The following is an 18,360-nucleotide window of genomic DNA, read 5'->3' as shown; positions in this document are numbered from 1 at the left end:
TTTAATTATCTTCTTAACAAATACTTTAAAATATCAGGTGATATTTGTTAGTTCATATGTCCATTCTGCCAGATCAGATATCTTCATTTTTTTGAAAAAAGGGAGATATGTTTCTAAACAGTTTTTTAAAGGATTAGACCAGTGGTTAGGCAAATTTTGCTTACCGTATATAATTCCTAAAATTGTACCGATTTCACCTGCATTACAGTCTACGTCATATCCAAAAGAGGCAACAATTTTCATTGATTCATCAAAATTACCCTCTCCAAACCATAAAGAAGTTATTACAGCCGCAGTGTTTGGGTAAAGATGAACCCAATTATAACTTTCGAAATCGTTTTCTACTTTTCTTAAAACTGTAAGCCAATTGCTCGTTTCTTGGCAGTATTTTATCACATCAAGTACAATTTTGTTAAATTCTGTATTTTTTGGAATATATTGCAAGGATTCTATTATAATTTTTTTAGGATCGTTTAGAACAAAGGCTAAAGAGGTCATTACTGCAGAGTGTATCCCACCATATATGCCATTCCCACTGTGTGAGACTTGAGAATCAATGAATGCAAGCTTTGCAGCCTTATACGGATCACCAGGGGCGATTAATCCTTGAACCATACATCGCATTTGGGCACCAATCCATTCTTGGAACGGATTATGAAAATATCCAGAGACTGGCGGAAAAATTCCTCTCTTAATATTCTCAAGAGCTATTAATTCTGCACTCCATCCAAAAGGAATGTAGCTAATCCAATTTTTTGCAATGTCGATAGAAGATATTTCTTTTTTCTTTTCTTCACATGTTTTTAAGAAGATTAATTCGTAAGTTACATCGTCATTTAAAGTAGACACCTCTCCAATATAATGACCTAATTCATCCCCATAAACTTGCTCTAGAGCATCATGAGTGTATCCTTCCAATCTTGTACCCATAGAACCGCCTGCAAGTTGTCCAAGCCATCCACCATGAATTTTATCTTTTAGATCAACATTGTTGGAGGGAGTGAATTTTGTTTGAGGAAAAGATTTGGAAATCTCTTCCCATTTTAAAGGTCTACTATAATTGTGAAAACTATGACTTTCTATGATTGGAGCGTTGTCGAGCAAATAAAATATTTCGCTGATTATAGCTTTTAACTTTGGGTAGTCACCAGTCGTTAGATATTGGAATCCTTTTTCTAATAAGATTTCTGCTTTTGAAACATCTCTCCCCATGTTTTCAACTGATTGGACAGCTCCAACAATCATCGATTCTGGAGCATCGGAACCAGGTACATTGCTTTCCCAAAAAGCTAACAGTAAATCGTCGGGAAATATGCTTAATTCTTGCATCTTTTCCCAATTTTCTTCGCTTAATTTTGATGGTTTAGCGTTTTTTCTTCTTTTTAATTCATTTTCCCATGCTTTCATTTAAACTTCTCCTTGCTCTAATTTTAAGTAAAAAATTCACAAACGTGGAATTGGTACATTATATAATTTTTTCCCCGGTTTTTCATTATAAAAAGGACGCGTACACCATGAGCAACCCGATGTCTTCATAGCTTCTTCGTTATTTATTTCAAACTGGGGAAACTTCATTATATTTCCGTTTGAATCAAAAGAGAAGATATCTTTGGTAACATTGAAGTGTTCAATTATGTAGTGGACGTATTGAATTTTTCTGTATCTTTCTAAACTAGGGCTAGAATAGCTTTCTAATTTTGTGCCTTTAATAGGAGTGAAAGCAAATAAGCTAACAATTATTCCATACTTATTCATTTTTAATAATGTATCAACAATATCTTCATCACTTTCGCCTAATCCAACAATTATATGAGTAGCTATTTTTCCTGGAAATTCTTTTGAAATTGCTATCAAAAAATCTTCAAGATATTTAAAGCTACCACCCTTAATTTCTCTAAAAAGTTTTTCATTAGCTGCATCTAGTGCAATTCCAACAGTATCTACTAAATATTTTTTGAAAAGAAATCTTACTTCTTCAATATTTTTTGGTCTTATTGAGACAGAAACTTTTATATTCTTATCTTTAAGAAAATTTAGCACGTAATCTAATTCCGCCCAATAATCTGAGGAAGAAACCACCTGAATGCAAATCCTCTTGAATTTGTTTGCATTAAAGTTGTTAACAAATTCTTCCAAAGTTATCTTTGGCCACTTTACTCTAGACAAGAGATCTGCTTTGCTGTCAGACTCTTGTGCTTTTGAACAAAAAGAACAATTATACATGCATTTTTCACCAATTAGAATGTAGGCAGTATAATTATCAGCGTTAATTTTACCTTTTTTTAAGTTCATTTCAATTGCTGTGGCATATGAGACCCTCAATATTTTGATCCTCCATTTATTTAGATATATACAAGAAGTCATACCCATCATGTTCAAAGATATAAATGGTAGCTTCAGTAGTTATTATGGTGTCTTTGATTTCACATCTTTGTAAAAATTCTTCCAAAGGAAGCGCATATATTTCTTCCACTTCATTTATAAGATCAAGAGCTTCTTTTATTTCAACATTTTTAATATTTCTATATCTGACTATTTGACCTACATAATGATAAGAAAGTATAGAAAAAATAATTATAGGAACCATAATAATGAAAGTTAATATAATTTTCATATTAAAAGGCCCCTAGTAAAACAGCTATTAAAATTATTAAAAGTATCGCTATAATAGAAAATCCACCAATGATAATAACATCAAAAGAACTTATTTTACGGCGATCATAAAAACTATTGTCTTTCTGTAAATTATCGAATAAATCGCCAATTACTTTTTGTTCTTTATTTTCTTGGGCATCACGTGCTTTTCTTAAAATTTGTATTTTATTCTGGTCTATTGCTATTTTTAAATCTTGGTGTACTATTGTTTTTCCTATTCCATGTCTTCCCAAATCTATTTTTAAAAATAAATAACTCGTTGAAGGAATTAATTCTTTAGAAATGACTTTTCCTTCTAAAATATTACCCGGATCTTCCCTATTTTCTTCTTTCTCCCTATCTATTTCTAGAACTATTATAGGTTCACCTACATCTAGTTTTATCACAGGGTAACCTTCTACTGGATCAATTATTGGGAAAACTTCTTTAGCATTTTTAACATCTGGTCTATTAAGATACTCTTCAAAACCTTTTTCACCTTTTTCTTTTACAGCAGATATCCATGTCAAATCTTTATAATCAAATTTTTGTGCTACTAGTTTTATTTTTGTCTCGCCCGCCCACTCACTTAATATGTCATTTATTAAAGACTTCAGAACATATACATCATTTTCCTCAACGGCTAAAAAAATTTTTGTTCCTACAATTTCAAAATTCATTTTTCTTAAAACGCTATAAAAATAAGCTTTAAATTGAGTCAGGGTATAATTGTCCTTTTCTTTAGACAACTGGTAATAGAGCATATCAACGTCTGATTTAAATTCAAGATAGTCTTTAGTAATATCAGGAATTTCGAATTCTTTTAGTTGACTTCTGTTTAATACCACAACATTGAATTGAGGGCTTTGCCCTTTTTTCCCAAATATATATCCAACATAGGTTTCTCCAGTTAAGTTAGACGCAGCTATAAATTTAACAGCATAGAAGTCCATATGTTTATTCTCCTTATTTATAATCAGAGAAATCAAACTAGGGAAGTTATATTTTATTGTTTGATAATGCCTTCGCCACTTTTTATTTCTTTTATATTATATTCTGAAAGATCGATATAGTTATCAATAGAGCAATTTTTCCCTATTTCCACCCCATCTGGAATTTTGGTGTTAAATCCAATAACTGTAATTTCAGAATTGTATATTTTTTTGTCAATTTTTGATTCGGCAAATTTTCCAACGCCAATTTTGACCGATTTACCTATAAAAGTGTTTTCTGCTATTATCGATTTTTCAATATATGAATTTTTGTCGACAAAAACATGATTCATCAGCACAGAATCTTTTACAACCGCCCCTTCTGCAATAGTAACTCCTTGAAAAATAACCGAGTTTTCAACTGTTCCATAAATTTCGCTACCTTCACTAGTGATGCTTTTAATTACTTCGGATGAGTTTGCTATAAAAGCCGGTGGCAGTTCTTCTGACTGGGTATAAATTTTCCAACTTTCATCATGTAAATCTAGAAAGGGTAGAGGAGCTAGTAATTCTAAATTGCTATCTAAATATGATTGAATTGTTCCGACATCTCTCCAATATCCTTCAAAGTTAAAGGCATAAAGTTTGGCTTTCTCTTCCAAAATTTTAGGAATAATGTTCTTCCCAAAATCATGATCAGAATTTGGATCTTGTGAATCTTCTATTAAAACATTTTTCAAGAATTTCCAGGTAAACACATAAATTCCTAAAGAAGCTAGGGTTCCTTTAGGATTTTTGGGTTTTTCTTGGAATTCTACTATCTTGTTAAAAGGATCTGTAACCATTATGCCAAATCTTTGAGCTTCTGAAACAGGTACTTCCATGCAAGCTATTGTACAATCGGCATTTCTTTCTATATGGTAATCAATCATATTGTTGTAATCCATTTTGTAAATATGATCTCCTGAAAGAACAACCAGAAAATCCGGTCTATATCTATCCAGAAATTCCATATTTTGATAAATTGCATCGGCTGTTCCCCTGTACCAAGATGTTCCAGATCTACTTAGATATGGTGGCAATATATGAAGCCCTCCGCCTTTGATATCAAGATCCCATGGTTTTCCAATTCCTAAATGTTCTACTAATCGATGAGGCATATATTGAGTAGCCACTCCTACTGTGTTAATGCCAGAATTAACACAGTTACTTAATGTAAAATCGATCATTCTGTATTTTCCACCGAAAGGAACAGCGGGTTTTGCTAAAGTATTTGTAAGGATTCCTAATCTTTTTCCTTGGCCACCGGCTAAAATAACGCCAATAACTTTCATATAAATCCCTCCATTTTTAGATAATCGCGCCCTTCTCTATCAAGCTTATTTCATCACCTATACATTCTAGTCTTTTGCCAGATCTAACCCTTACATTTTTATCAATAATTGTTTTTCTAATTATTCCTCCTTCTTCTACTACACTTCCTTGTAAAACTATTGAATCTTCTATTACTGCACCAGCTCCTACAAAGATATCTCTAGAAAGTATGGAGTTTTTAACTACTCCATTTATTATACAACCATCTGCAATAAAAGAATTTTTAATTTGAGCATTAATATTAATTTTTGGAGGGGCTGAGTCACGAAGTTTTGTGTATATGGTTCTATCAGGATTATAAAACAGCTCGTCTCTTATTTCTTTTTTTAATATATCCATATTTGTATCATAATATTCCTTAACAGATTTTTTAATATTTCGCCAGTAATTATTGAAATCATAAGAAAAAACTCGAAGTTTTGAAAGGTTTGGGATAATTATGTCTAATAAGAGATCATACTTTCCATCAGGGACATTAGCATATAGCAGTTCCATCAAAAAAGCTTTATTCATAAAATAAACTCCTAAAAAGATTTTGTCTGAGTGTTGCTTAGGAACTTTTTCATATATCTTTAGCACTCTGTTGTTCTCATCAGTAACAACTTGACCATAATCGCTTAATTTTGTACCTTTATCTATAGTTCTCGTTAATAGAGTAATATCAGCGCCATTTCTAACATGAAACTTGAATAGATCTCTGTAGTCCATATTGTAAATATGATCTCCAGAACCAATTAACACAAAATCTTCCGAAGATCTTCTTAAGTAAGTTAAATTTTGAAAAAGCGCATCCGCAGTTCCTTCATAATGCATTTTGGGATTTTCAGGGCTCATAAAAGGTTGAAGAATAAAAAGTCCTCCTCGTTTTCTATCGAGATTCCATTCCTTACCACTTCCCAAATGATCCATTAAAGACCTAGGATTATATTGAGTTAATACTCCTACGTTAATTATTCCAGAATTAACCATATTACTTAAAGTGAAGTCAATTGCTCTATACTTTCCGAAAACTGGTACAGCGGCACTTGTTCTTTTAATAGTCAATTTATCAAGGTTGTCTTCACTTGAACCAGATAATATTAGCCCCATGACTCTCATCTTTTTCACCTCTTTTCCTTTAACATGTAAATATTTTACTTAGCTAGGCTAGCAAACACTTATCCAAATATCATGTTCTTAAACTTCATCCGTGTCGTATAAGACAAAATTAACCCTTGAAATTACAGAAGACTTATGCCTTGTAAACCGCCTTTAAGTAAGGTAATTTACTTGTTACTAGCATTGAGATCATGAGCAAAGATTGACTTATAGTTCGTTTTCGCCTATTAATGAATAGTTGACAATCTCTTGCTCATCAAAAAAAATACGCCATTCTCTTTCTGCATTTTCTCTTGAATCAGAAGCATGAACTATATTTTTTGTTATAGTTAAACCAAATTTTCCCCTAATACTCCCCACATCAGCTTCTAAAGGATCAGTGGCTCCATTTATTTGTCTTACAGCTTGTACAGCATTTGGACCTCGAACTATCATAACAATAACAGGACCAGACAAAATAAAGTCTACTAGAGATGGATAAAAATCCTTTTTTTCATGTTCTTGATATAAAGCTTGTGCTTGAGATTCTTTCATCTGAATAATTTTTAAAGCCACTATTTTTAATCCTTTATTTTCATATTTTTCAATAATTCTTCCAATCAATCCTCTTTTTATGGCATTAGGTTTAATCATAACAAATTGATTTTCTATCAAGATTATTCCTCCTTGTTGACGTATGTTTTTTTACTTTGTAAATCCTAAGAATTTTCATCAATACTTAGCGCTATCTTTTAACAAACAGTAGGAAGAGGTTACACTTTATTGTTTTTGTTATATGGTTATTTAAACTCAAAGTCTTTTTTCTAACAATATTATACACGATAAATAAAGATAGATTATAAGATGTTTTAAGAATTACTCCTCCCTCAAAGCTTCTACGAGATTGATTTTTGCCGCTCGTTGAGATGAGATAAAGCTAAACAAGATGGAAACAAGGGTGTTTGTAACAAATGCGATTAAGAAAGTACTTGGTAGTATTTTTATTGGTAAATAATTAACATAAAATAAATCTTGAGGTAGAGGAATTTTCAATAATATCAGAAATAAACAGGTAATTATGCCAAGAATATCTCCAATAAAAAAGCCTATTAATGAAATTAAAAAAGATTCGATAACAAATATAAGAGATATCTCTCTTTTATTCAGACCTAAAGCTCTTAAAATTCCTATTGTTCTTTTCCTTGTAAATACAGAAAAAGACACAGCATTTGAAACACTAAATCCAGATATTAAAATTATAAAAAAAGTGATAATAAAAGCGAATAAACTGTCTAATTGTACAGCTTTTAACAATGTTTCATTGGATTCTTCCCAAGTTAGAGCGGAATAATTATTTAAATATTTCTGCTTAAATTGTTTCGATTTTTTTGGATTATTTAAAAATATACCAGTATAACTCAACATTTTTGGATCAATGTTTGGATTTTCATGAAGTATTAAATTAGAGTCATAAACTTGAACACCTGAATTAAAAATACCTGACACGATATATTCTTGGGTAAAAGGTAAGAACTTATCTATAGTTATTAAAATTAATTTATGTCCAATGTCTACTTCTAAATTTTCTGATAATTTCTTACCAATTATTAATCCACTTGTATCCGAACTTTCAGTTAAAAAGTTTTTGTAAAAAGAAATATCATTTGTTTCAAATAATTGAGAGAAAAAAAGCTGATTTTTGTTAAAAATTGCCGTCCCGGTAATTTTAAAATGAATTAGAGAGGATACTTCTGGCAAATTTTGATCATAGTATCCGTAAACTACTACATGAGGATAAAAGAATGTAATAGAATCAACTAGAACACTACTAAATCCGTTTATTATTGAACTCACAACTATTAAACCCCACACTCCTATGGACATAGCTATAAGAGAAAATTTGAAGTGGCTTTTTGATCTTTTGAAAAACGATTTAGCTAGCATAAAAACAACATTTAAATTCTTTTTACCATCTGTCATTCAGTACCACCAAAACATCATAGTCAAGAGTATTAATGAGATTGTCCGCAATAAACTTAATTAATTCAAAATATTTTATTTTATCTGTTACTTCTACAAATTCTGTTTTATATGTTTTTTCAAGGTCTTTCATTACTTTTTCTTTTTTTTCTTCATCTAAATTTTTAAAAAAAACATAACAGTGGTCACTACTCAAAAGGTCAAACTTTTCATCCAGAACCTTTATCTGGTAACCTGGGCTTGTCCATGTGGAAAAAACAAAGGTGTAAAAGTTATAGACGCTACTTTTAAAGTTTTTAGTAAATAAAATCCAAATTTTTGATTCTTGTGTTGTTTCTTCTATTTCGAAAGTAGAGAGTTTTCGCTGCAAATCACTAATTTTCGAATTGTCAACAATTATATAATTATCAACAATTTGATATGGAAATTGAATAAAATTTAAGGTAGCATCTTTGCCGTACGCATATAAGAATAACAACTCATTTAATTCAAAGGTATTAATAGTATTTTTTAACACAAGATCAGCAGCCTCAGATAATTTTATTACATTAGCTTTTTTAGCCTCTTCCATTAAAGCAAATATAGCGTTTTTCTGTCTCTCTATTCTACCAAGATCACCCAAATCGTCTCTGTATCTAACATATGCTAGTAGTTCTTCTCCAGTTAATTGGTTGTTTCCTTTTTTAAAATCTATATACAAGTTTTGATGATAATCTTGATATTGCATATCCTTTTCTAGATAGATATCAACAGGTCCTAGAAGATTACCTATTTCTTTAAATATAGAATAATCAAATATTATGTAATCTTGTATAGGAACCTTAGTTAATTTTTCTATTTCTCTCTTTAAGGTTTCTATACCATGAGTTTCATATATAGAATTTATTTTTCTTTCTTTGCCATCAATATTAACTATTAAATCTCTTGGAATAGATAAAAGAAGAATTTTTCCTTTGTTTAAACCTGCTAGAATAATTACATCTGTTCGGACTGTGTTTTCTAAATCTTCATCTCTTCCTAAGACTAAAAAATAGTAAGGGAGATCAATAGATTTTTCTCTACCCTTTATATTTAAAAAAAATGGTGCTATAAAGCTAACAACTAAGAAAAATAGCAAAACAAAAGAAAAAATATGTACAATAACGGTTTTCAAATCTTTTTTCACTCCAGAATTTCTTTGATTCTTAGAAAAGCATCAGGGTTTGCATATTTTCTTTCAATACTTTGAGCTCCAATATTTACTATTATGGGTTGATTTAAAAGTGTAGGTATAGTTAACTTATCGTAGTTTGTTATAGCATATTGTGAAAAACCTTTAATAAGTGCAACGAATCCTTCTTCATCAAGATTAGTATTTCTATCATACTCCTTAACGGTTTTAACGTAGCTTTTATAACTGAATACTTTCCAAAATGAAATTTTATTGGTCTTTAGAGAATTAAATAGACCATCAATACCTTGCATACTACTTCCACTCAATTTGTTTGTTAACTCATTAGCCAAAGCATCATTTAAATAAAAGTGATAGTTAAAGTTAGAATTTAATTCAAACAATTTAAGAAAATCAGTTGTAGCTTTTTCCAAATTATTTGAAGTCAAAGTTATGTACGGTCCTGGGAAAGTAGTACCGTTTTCTACTTTTAGGATCATTATTTTTCTATTGTTGTTTAAGATTCTCACGTAATATAAGTCGTCATTGTATGAAATAGTATAAGTTATCTTATCAGATGTTATAACAGGCGAAGATGTAAGATTTTTATATTTATAAAACATAAATCCAAAAAAAGCTGCTACTGCAACGATAATTATTATAAAAATTAACCAAGTTTTACCTCTTTTTTTACTTTTACCACCAACATAAACATTAGCCACAAATTACACCTCCGTAGTTATTGATATTAAGCTATATTATACACGTTTTTTCAAGTTAGTTTAGTACTATTTTCTGGTTAGATTTTAACCATGCAAATTAAGATTCATACATTAACACCTTTGTTATACTATATGTTTTCTGATTAAGGGCATACTAGCACATCTAGGTCCTCCTCTACCTCTTGAGAGCTCACTTGAAGGTATCGTGAAAACCTGTATTCCCGTTTTTTCCATCTCTTTATTTGTAATATAATTTCTATCATAAGCTATTACTTTTCCAGGCTCAATAGCTAAACAATTTGAGCCATCATTCCATTGTTCTCTGTGGGAAGCAATGATATCCCCTCCGCCACATTTTATCAGATGTACATGATCCAAATTTAAATGGTCTTTCAATATTTCTTCTAAAGGTTTTTCCTGTTCCTGGAAATCAAAACCTTTGTCTGTTTTAAAAATAGTAAATGTTTTTAAGTCTCCTCTCAAATTTGCGTGAACAAGGAATTTATCATAATCAACCATGGTGAATATTGTATCTAAATGCATATATGCTCTATTATGAGGAATTATAAAAGCTATTATTTTTTCAAAGGAATCCTTCTCTTCTTCAAAAAATCTTTTTGCTAGGATTTCTACTGCCTCAGGAGAAGTTCTTTGAGAAATTCCTATTGCAAGAGTTTTTTCATTTAGAATTAGTATATCTCCTCCTTCAATAGAATATGGAAATTCTTTCTCATAGTAAAACTCTACTCCCTCGAAATCCGTATGATATTTCAGTATATATTCCATCAACATAACCTCTCTTCGTCTAGCTCCTGTTTTCATTCTATTTACACAAGCGCCCTTTCCTACAATAGCAACAGGATCTCTTTGAAAATAAAGATTTGGCATGGGATTTAGGAAGAAAGGCAATTCTATATCAACCCTTCTTACTCGTAAAGAGAAAATATTCTTTTTAATATCTAATTCATCCGTTCTAACCCCGGCTATTATTTTATTAATCATTTCTTTTGTTTCTAGTGATAGTAGATAATCTTTTAATAATTCAAAAATAAATTTATTTTTTATATCAGAAAAATCTAAAAATTCGTCTAAAAATTGATTTTTAAGACGATCTTCTGCAAGAGTCTCCTCCAATAATTTTGAAAGGTACAAAACTTCAGCACCATTATCTTCTAAAATTTTTGCAAAGTAATCATGTTCTTCTTGAGCTTTTTTTAAGAAAGGTATATCATCAAACAATAAGTCTGATAGATAAAAAGGGGCTAAATTTTCTAATTCTTTGCCAGGCCTATGTAAAAGTACCTTTTCTAATTTCCCTATTTCAGAATATACAGAAAGATCCATGATACTTTTTCACCACCAAATATTTTTTCAAGTGCTATAAAACGTGTATTTAATTAATTATACTACGAAATGTAGGAAAATGCATTACAAAAAAATAAAGCTTCGTCTTAAATGTGAAGCTTTATTTAAAGATTTTTTATTTTAAAATAGGAGATAATTAATTGATATTTTATTCCTTAAACTACTTTATATTTCTTTAGGATAATAAGTATTACATCCACGGTTATACCAAACAAAACTATATAAATATAAATATCTCCCTGGGTGTCTGTTAAATATTTTAAGATTTAAGAACTTTTCCTCAAAAATTTCTATATTTCTAAAGTGTTAAAAATTTTTTCTTTACGTAAATATTGTTTATCATTTTATTTTTATTGAATAAACTCCATAAGGAGACAAAGTTAATTTATTTTTATTAATTTGATTTTCACCAATCGATAATAATTCCTTTCCATTTTGGAGAAAAATCGAGCTTTTCGATGATTTTAAGTTGTAATAGGTTATAATTTCATTTAATTGGTCATAAGCGCTTAATTCTACCACATTTTGGTCAAATTTCAATACTTTAATTTTGGATGTTTCTATCCAAGGGTTAGTCTTTCTAAATGAAATTAAAGATTTAACTGTATTCAAAATAGAATTAAATTCCATAGTTTGTTCTTCTACAGATGTTCCTGAGTAGGGAGGATTGAATTTGCAACCCTTCCATTCAGTTTGACCAATACCAAAACCATTTTCGTACCACTGAAAAGGTTCTTGGCTATCTTCGGTGTAATTGACGTCGATAGGAACACCTTTCATACCTATTTCTTCACCATAAAAAATAAAAGGAACACCAGGTAAAGTATAAATCATAGTCAGGCCCAATTTTACTTTTTCTTCATCTTTTAAATCTGAAATAATTCTTGTCATGTCATGATTTGTTAAGAAGTTTCCAGAAACGGATTGAACTTCACCGTTTGGTAAATATTCCGGCATACATTTTTCTAACGTTTCTACGAATTTCTTAGTGCTTTCACTTTTTAGAGTCATTTTTATATCTTCTGCCAAAGGAAAATTGAATCCTATATCAAAAATGCCTTCGTACTTTCTTACTATCTCAGGGGAGTCCCAAACTTCACTTATTACTACTGCATTTTCATTTATTGATTTAATATAAGAAACCATTTCCTTCCAAAATTCAACATTTTTTTCATGTTGATATTTAAATCTCATATTTTCCGTATCAAAGTCGAAGATGTGTTTTGCAGCGTCCAATCTGAAACCGTCGAAACCCACATCTAACCAAAATTTGAAAATTTTTTTCATTTCGTTCCATAATTCTCTTCTTTCAAAATTAAGGTCAGGTGAAGCTGGACCAAATATTCCATAAAAGTACTTGTTTCCTATTCGATACCAAATTTTGCTGTCGTCCCAATGCCTTTTTTCGTTTATATCTGCTTTCTCATTAGCCCAAATAAACCAATTTTTATAAGGCTCTTCTCCTTTTAAAGCTTTCTGAAACCATTCTGAGGTTACTGCTACATGATTTATTGGAAGATCAAGTATAAACTTCAAACCTTTTTTATGCCCTTCATCCAAAGTTTCTTGTAAATCTTTTAAAGTACCATAGACTGGATTAACTTTGTAAAAATTAGAGATTGTATAACCGTGGAAGGCAGGAGACATAAGAATTGGTAATAACCACACATGGTCAATTCCTAATTCACAAATATAATCAATTTTTTGCTTTAATCCCTGAAAATCTCCTAATCCATCACCATTAGAGTCATAAAAGGATCTTAAATACAATTCATAAAAATTCATAATAATTCAGGCCTCCTTATTTTTTCAAGGTTCTTAATTTACACCTCAGTAAAATTATCTTTTTAATGACTAATCACACTAATTCCTAATTCTTACAAGTTTTACTTCAATTATCTTTGGAATAATTTTCAACGGCTTCTATGAAAGCTGGAAAAAGTGGGTGCGGCTTACCTACTTTGGATTTAAATTCTGGGTGATATTGTACTCCTATAAAAAAAGGATGATTTTTAAGTTCGATTGCCTCTACAAAATCTGACATAGCAGCGATAGTGATCTTGTCAAAGTTATTTGTTGATTTTTCAAATATTTCTGGGAACTTTTCGTAGTTAACAACGTGTTTGTGTCTATGTCTTTCAAAAATGGTATTTTCTGGGTATATATTGTAAAGTTTTGTATTGGGTAAAATATCGATTTTGTGGGCACCTAGCCTCATTTTGTTGTATTCATATTCGTTGTCTTTATTTGAAAGATTATAAATTTTTTCAATTAAATCCACCACAGGATAGGGAGTGTTTTCATCAAACTCGGTAGAATTAGCTCCCACCAAACCCTTAACATTCCTTGCAAATTCAATTACCATCAACTGCATGCCTAAACTAATTCCTAGAATAGGTACTTTATGTTCCCTCGCATATTTTATAGCTTTTATTTTACCCTCAATTGCTCTCTTGCCAAAACCTCCTGGAATGATAATTCCACTATATTTTTTTAAGAATATTTTAAGATTTTCTTCCTCCATTTCTTCTAATTCATCTGCATTTATAATGTCTGGTCTGTTAACTCCGCTTAAAAAAATGCTTTCCATTATGCTTTTGTGAGCATCATCAGTTCCTGTGTATTTAGAGATTAAGGCTATTCTTAGGTTCTTGAAGGTTTTTGGTGATTTCAATTTAATGTTTTCGCGACAGCTCTTATTTGTTGGAAGCCCTAATTTATTAGAAATCAGAAAAGGTAAATTTTTTTTGTTTAACTCTTCAGGAACTTCGTAAACGTTATTTAAATCTGGAAGGTTAATTACAAACTCGAGAGGTACTCCCCCAAAGAGCGCTATTTTTTCTAAACTCGGTAAGTCTATTTCTTTCTCTGTTCTTACCAAAATCATATCAGGTTGGATACCTATCCTTCTTAGAAGTTGGATAGATTGTTGTGTCGGCTTGGTTTTAAATTCGTTTGTTACATTAAGGTAGGGAACAAAAGTTACATGAATAAACAGAAAATTTTCTCTACCTTTTTCAAAAGATAATTCTCTTACAGCCTCCAAAAATATTTCTCCTTCAATGTCTCCAACAGTTCCTCCTACTTCTACGAGTAATATTTCAGAATCAATCTCTTCTATTCTTTCTTTTATACGCCCAGTTACATGTGGAACCATTTGAACAGTGGCTCCTAAATATTTTCCTTCTCTTTCTTTTTCTATCACAGATTTGTATACTTGTCCAGCAGTCATATTGTTAAATCTTTTCATGTCTATGCCTAAAAATCTTTCATAATGACCAAGATCAAGATCGGCCTCATAACCATCTTCAGTGACAAAAATTTCCCCGTGTTGATTAGGGTTCATATTTCCTGCATCAACATTTAAGTAAGGATCGATTTTTAAAGAATTTACTTCTAATCCAAATTCCTTTAAAAGTCTTCCTATAGCAGCAGAGGTAACACCTTTTCCAATTCCGCTTAGAACTCCACCTGTAACAATTATATATTTTTTTGCACTCATATTTTTAGGTTCTCTCCTTTCTTAGAAGTAGATAAATTATATGCTTTTTATGTTCTAAAAATATTCTTTAATTTTTCGTTTCTAAAGAAGATAAAACATATATAGTTAGTTTTTCTATGTTTTTATGGAAATTTATCGAAACACTTCTCTACTGTACTGTATTTTAATATTATATTTAAAATAAATTAAATAGGGCATCACCTTGTACCCTACTAAAATTTAGAACTTATTCTTAGAAACTCTTTATTTCAAAAGTAGCTGAAAATATAGAACATACAAAATTGATCAAAAAATAAGGGGGAGCAAGAGCTCCCCTCTCTGGGTTAATCTTCGTCGTCTATGTTTAGTTTTTCAGCTAAGATATTAACGGCATCTTCGACCGTTTGAATTTTTTCCAACTCTTCATCTTCTATTGTTATTCCAAATTCAGATTCAAATGCCATGATCAAATCAACCAATTCCAATGAATCGGCATCTAAATCATCTGTGAAAGATGCATCAACAGTAACATCGTCTTCATCAACACTCAATGTATCTACGATAATTTCTTTTACCTTTCCGAATAATTCATCTCTTGTCATAACTAATACCTCCTCTTTGATCAATTATAAAATTCGAGTTAATTATAATTAGTTAAATAAGTTTTGTCAAGTTAATAATTTTCTAAAAAGTAAAATTTATATAAAATTTTGTATATTAACTAGAATTTGTTTAGTAATTATTCAAATTATTATTTTAAAATTGAAGTCTCTAATTATTTTTGTTGTTTATTATGTTGTTTATTATATGATATAATAATAAAGGTATATTTTGCTTTTTTTAATTATTTTTTCAAGATCTTAAAAATTGGCAAATTTTAGAAGAGGGATATACAATTTTAACAGATAAGAGTATTAAATAATAATGTAATCTGTAATTTGTAGAAAATAAAAGGAGATTTGAGTATATAAACATATAATTATGAGTTTTGAGAGAGAAAGGAAATATAGAATAAAAAATCAAGAAGCATTTAATAGAGTAGTTTCCCAAAATCTTAGGAAAAGCCTAATTATTCAATGGTATGACAACTTTGGTGTGAGAACAAGATTAGAAAAAGTTGATGGTGAAGAGATATGGACTTTAAACTTCAAAAAAGAAATCGAAAAAGGTTTAAGACAAGAAAAAGAAAAAATAATTAATAAAAACATGGTTAATCCAGAATCTTTAAAAAACCAAAAATTGGTAATGAAATTTAGATATTTTCTAAATTATGATCCAGAAATAGTAGTAGACGAATTACTAAATCCCTGCAACTGTATTAATTATAAAAAGGATTTAAAAGAAATAAAGTATTTATTGGAAATTGAAGAAAAAACTAAAAATGTTGATTTAGATGGTTATTTAAGAAATTTCCTTGGGTCATTGTATTTAGAATTGGAAGATTTAACCTATAAAGAGGGTTATAATAATACAGATTTTGCAGGAGAATATATTTGTGAATGGGAGACTTTTTGGAAAAATATTAATTCAAATACGTGGTGTGAAGTTTCAAAAAATTTTTTTGGGAGGAAAAACGGTAGCTAATGGGAAAGCTTTATATAGTGGGTACACCAATAGGTAACTTAGAAGATATAACTTATAGAGCCCTTAAAATATTAAAAACAGCGGATCTGGTTATAGCTGAAGATAAAAGAATTACTTTAAAACTTATCAATCATTATAACTTAGGGAAAAAAGAATTATTTACATTTAATGAAATAAATTCTGAAAGACTTTTAAATGAGGCTATTACCCTTGTTAAAAAGCATGATCTCACAGCGTTAGTCAGTGATGCAGGAATGCCATCTGTTTCAGACCCTGGCGCAAACCTAATTGAAGAATGTTGGAAAGAAGGTATTGAAATCGACATAGCACCTGGCCCGTCTGCAGTTACAACAGCTTTAGCATTAAGTGGGTTTCGAGCTTCGAAATTTCTTTTTTTGGGTTTTTTACCAAGGGATAAAAAATTGAGAAGGCTTTTAAGGGAGTTAAATGAAAAAGAGATAGAAAGCACAATAGTTTTTTTTGAGTCTCCAAATCGTATAATAAAAACTTTGAAAGAAATTAAGGATCATATGGGCAATGTTGAATTATTTGTGGCTAGAGAGATGACCAAATTACATCAAGAATTTTTTAGAGGAAATGTCGATCAAGCAATAAAATTCTTTGAATCTAAAGACAGAGTGAAGGGAGAATTAACAGTTGTTATTTCACCAACAAAATGAATTTAAATTTGAATCAATACAAGAACTTATTGAATATCTCAACTCCATTTTTGTAAGTTCTCCAATGTATGGGCAAGAGATAGAGGTAATAGGTGACGTAACTCATGCTAAATACAGTAAAAAGGGCGATTTATACATTGAATTATCTCAGAAAGTAAGAAATTCAAATTATTCTATAACAGTGTTTTTCAATCAATCGTCGGTTCCTTATCTTCTTGAACACTGTGAACTTAAATCTGAAAAAGAGCTTACAAACAAAAGATGGAAGTTTGGGGGAATAGTTAATTTTTGGAAAAGAGAAGCTAAATATGTGGTTCATGGAACATATGTAATACCTCTTGGAGATTCAGAAATAGAAAAGAAAAGAAGGGAAATATTAAAAGTACTCGAGAAAAACGGACTTTTAAGAAAAGTAGAGCATGAATTAACTGAATTAGAGCCTATTAAAAAAATAGCGGTTGTCTCATCACCAACAGCTGCAGGTTTTGGTGATTTCTTAAAAAACATAAATCATGCCAGATTTATTCCTGTAGTACATTTATATCCTGCCCCCATGCAAGGAGTTAATACTGTTCCTGGTATCAAATATGCTTTAGGAGCTATATTGAAATCAAAAATAGATTATGATATTGTTGTTATTATCAGAGGAGGAGGCTCTAAAAGCGATTTGATGTATTTTGATGATTTAGAACTGGCATATTTAATTGCAAGATTTAATGAAAAAATACCAGTTGTAGTAGGAATAGGTCATGAACAAGATAGAACAATTCCTGATTATGTGAGTTGGAAAAGTTATTCTACTCCCACAGAAGTTTCAAGAGATATCGTTAATCAAATTAATTACTATGTAGATAAAATTGAATTTCTTGAAAAAGATGTGATGATGTATTTTAACGGGATTTATTCAAGAACAGAAAGTTTAATTTCCTTTAATACTGTAAACAATTTAAAATATTATATCAATCAAGATATAATGAATTGTTTTAGAAAACTTGATGATAACTATTTAAAATATAATAAGCAGATAAAATTAATTTTTGAATATACCGAAAAAAGTATTGATATTAACAAATTAGAAAGTACCGCAAATTTGTTGAATTTTTTATTAAAAAATTTCTTAAAAGATATCGAAACTTTTCAAACGAATATTCTTACAGGAATGAAGAATAAAATTGACAAACTAGATAATTCTCTAATAAATATTTTTCAACGGTTAACTGAATCAAGTCCCTTTGCGGCCTTTTTATATAATGGAGTATTAATAAAAAAAGATGAAGAGATTGTTGATTCTGTTTCTAGTCTGAATGAGGGTGAACAAGTGAGTCTTATTTTTAAAGACGGACGTGCAGATTCAAGTATAGACAAAATTTATAAATGGTGA

Annotated in this window: 17 protein-coding genes; 3 read left to right on the top strand and 14 right to left on the bottom strand. The window is 30.1% G+C overall.

The window, feature by feature from the left end:
- Positions 1–33: 33 nt before the first annotated feature.
- From PKN74_RS01915 to acpP, 14 genes are all read right to left on the bottom strand, one after another.
- The gene (locus PKN74_RS01915) at positions 34–1,407 is read right to left on the bottom strand and encodes an ADP-ribosylglycohydrolase family protein (protein ID WP_472308037.1); all 1,374 of its coding nucleotides are present in this window, start codon (positions 1,405–1,407) and stop codon (positions 34–36) included.
- Between the two features lie 36 nt (positions 1,408–1,443).
- Positions 1,444–2,322, bottom strand: a complete 879-nt coding sequence (locus PKN74_RS01910) for a radical SAM protein (RefSeq protein ID WP_472308035.1) — start codon at positions 2,320–2,322, stop codon at positions 1,444–1,446.
- Between the two features lie 16 nt (positions 2,323–2,338).
- Entirely contained in the window at positions 2,339–2,614 is a 276-nt protein-coding gene (locus tag PKN74_RS01905; RefSeq protein WP_472308033.1) for a hypothetical protein, read from the bottom strand.
- Position 2,615: 1 nt separating this feature from the next.
- Positions 2,616–3,587: a DUF4899 domain-containing protein gene (locus PKN74_RS01900; protein ID WP_472308031.1), complete on the bottom strand. Its 972-nt coding sequence runs from the start codon at positions 3,585–3,587 to the stop codon at positions 2,616–2,618.
- 53 nt (positions 3,588–3,640) lie between these two features.
- Positions 3,641–4,900 (bottom strand): glucose-1-phosphate adenylyltransferase, encoded by a 1,260-nt coding sequence (locus tag PKN74_RS01895; RefSeq protein WP_472308029.1) that lies wholly within the window; start codon positions 4,898–4,900, stop codon positions 3,641–3,643.
- A gap of 16 nt (positions 4,901–4,916) precedes the next feature.
- The gene (gene glgD, locus PKN74_RS01890) at positions 4,917–6,038 is read right to left on the bottom strand and encodes a glucose-1-phosphate adenylyltransferase subunit GlgD (RefSeq protein ID WP_472308027.1); all 1,122 of its coding nucleotides are present in this window, start codon (positions 6,036–6,038) and stop codon (positions 4,917–4,919) included.
- Between the two features lie 207 nt (positions 6,039–6,245).
- Positions 6,246–6,689, bottom strand: coding sequence for a nucleoside-diphosphate kinase (gene ndk, locus PKN74_RS01885; RefSeq protein WP_472308047.1), 444 nt, complete (start codon positions 6,687–6,689; stop codon positions 6,246–6,248).
- 204 nt (positions 6,690–6,893) lie between these two features.
- Positions 6,894–7,997: an ABC transporter permease gene (locus PKN74_RS01880; RefSeq protein WP_472308025.1), complete on the bottom strand. Its 1,104-nt coding sequence runs from the start codon at positions 7,995–7,997 to the stop codon at positions 6,894–6,896.
- Positions 7,984–9,150 (bottom strand): LCP family protein, encoded by a 1,167-nt coding sequence (locus PKN74_RS01875; protein WP_472308023.1) that lies wholly within the window; start codon positions 9,148–9,150, stop codon positions 7,984–7,986. Before PKN74_RS01875 ends, PKN74_RS01880 begins: the two co-directional genes overlap by 14 nt.
- An 8-nt stretch (positions 9,151–9,158) precedes the next feature.
- Entirely contained in the window at positions 9,159–9,869 is a 711-nt protein-coding gene (locus PKN74_RS01870) for a hypothetical protein (protein WP_472308021.1), read from the bottom strand.
- Positions 9,870–9,992: 123 nt separating this feature from the next.
- Positions 9,993–11,213, bottom strand: a complete 1,221-nt coding sequence (gene arcA, locus PKN74_RS01865) for an arginine deiminase (RefSeq protein WP_472308019.1) — start codon at positions 11,211–11,213, stop codon at positions 9,993–9,995.
- A gap of 360 nt (positions 11,214–11,573) precedes the next feature.
- The gene (locus PKN74_RS01860) at positions 11,574–13,019 is read right to left on the bottom strand and encodes an alpha-amylase family glycosyl hydrolase (RefSeq protein WP_472308017.1); all 1,446 of its coding nucleotides are present in this window, start codon (positions 13,017–13,019) and stop codon (positions 11,574–11,576) included.
- Positions 13,020–13,125: 106 nt separating this feature from the next.
- Entirely contained in the window at positions 13,126–14,736 is a 1,611-nt protein-coding gene (locus tag PKN74_RS01855; RefSeq protein ID WP_472308015.1) for a CTP synthase, read from the bottom strand.
- A gap of 323 nt (positions 14,737–15,059) precedes the next feature.
- Positions 15,060–15,317: an acyl carrier protein gene (gene acpP, locus PKN74_RS01850; RefSeq protein ID WP_472308013.1), complete on the bottom strand. Its 258-nt coding sequence runs from the start codon at positions 15,315–15,317 to the stop codon at positions 15,060–15,062.
- 493 nt (positions 15,318–15,810) lie between these two features.
- On the opposite strand from acpP, the gene PKN74_RS01845 reads away from it, so the two are divergent.
- Genes PKN74_RS01845 through xseA form a run of 3 tightly spaced genes read left to right on the top strand, consistent with a single transcriptional unit; the run spans position 15,811 to position 18,360 of the window.
- Positions 15,811–16,299: a hypothetical protein gene (locus tag PKN74_RS01845; protein ID WP_472308011.1), complete on the top strand. Its 489-nt coding sequence runs from the start codon at positions 15,811–15,813 to the stop codon at positions 16,297–16,299.
- On the top strand, positions 16,299–16,979 hold the full coding sequence (gene rsmI / locus PKN74_RS01840) for a 16S rRNA (cytidine(1402)-2'-O)-methyltransferase (protein ID WP_472308009.1): 681 nt from the start codon (positions 16,299–16,301) through the stop codon (positions 16,977–16,979). Before PKN74_RS01845 ends, rsmI begins: the two co-directional genes overlap by 1 nt.
- Positions 16,957–18,360: an exodeoxyribonuclease VII large subunit gene (gene xseA / locus PKN74_RS01835; protein ID WP_472308007.1), complete on the top strand. Its 1,404-nt coding sequence runs from the start codon at positions 16,957–16,959 to the stop codon at positions 18,358–18,360. Before rsmI ends, xseA begins: the two co-directional genes overlap by 23 nt.

It is taken from the genome of Defluviitoga sp. (assembly GCF_035349255.1).
In the GTDB taxonomy this organism is placed as follows: Bacteria; Thermotogota; Thermotogae; order Petrotogales; family Petrotogaceae; genus Defluviitoga.
The sequence above is the reverse complement of the archived record's forward strand: the minus strand, read 5'-3'. Positions and strand labels throughout refer to the sequence as shown.

Coding starts and splice junctions, on each gene's coding strand:
- PKN74_RS01915 (WP_472308037.1), bottom strand. CDS start 1,407: ATGAAAGCATGGGAAAATGAATTAAAAAGAAGAAAAAACGCTAAACCA.
- PKN74_RS01905 (WP_472308033.1), bottom strand. CDS start 2,614: ATGAAAATTATATTAACTTTCATTATTATGGTTCCTATAATTATTTTT.
- PKN74_RS01900 (WP_472308031.1), bottom strand. CDS start 3,587: ATGGACTTCTATGCTGTTAAATTTATAGCTGCGTCTAACTTAACTGGA.
- PKN74_RS01895 (WP_472308029.1), bottom strand. CDS start 4,900: ATGAAAGTTATTGGCGTTATTTTAGCCGGTGGCCAAGGAAAAAGATTA.
- glgD (WP_472308027.1), bottom strand. CDS start 6,038: ATGAGAGTCATGGGGCTAATATTATCTGGTTCAAGTGAAGACAACCTT.
- PKN74_RS01880 (WP_472308025.1), bottom strand. CDS start 7,997: ATGACAGATGGTAAAAAGAATTTAAATGTTGTTTTTATGCTAGCTAAA.
- arcA (WP_472308019.1), bottom strand. CDS start 11,213: ATGGATCTTTCTGTATATTCTGAAATAGGGAAATTAGAAAAGGTACTT.
- PKN74_RS01860 (WP_472308017.1), bottom strand. CDS start 13,019: ATGAATTTTTATGAATTGTATTTAAGATCCTTTTATGACTCTAATGGT.
- PKN74_RS01855 (WP_472308015.1), bottom strand. CDS start 14,736: ATGAGTGCAAAAAAATATATAATTGTTACAGGTGGAGTTCTAAGCGGA.
- acpP (WP_472308013.1), bottom strand. CDS start 15,317: ATGACAAGAGATGAATTATTCGGAAAGGTAAAAGAAATTATCGTAGAT.
- rsmI (WP_472308009.1), top strand. CDS start 16,299: ATGGGAAAGCTTTATATAGTGGGTACACCAATAGGTAACTTAGAAGAT.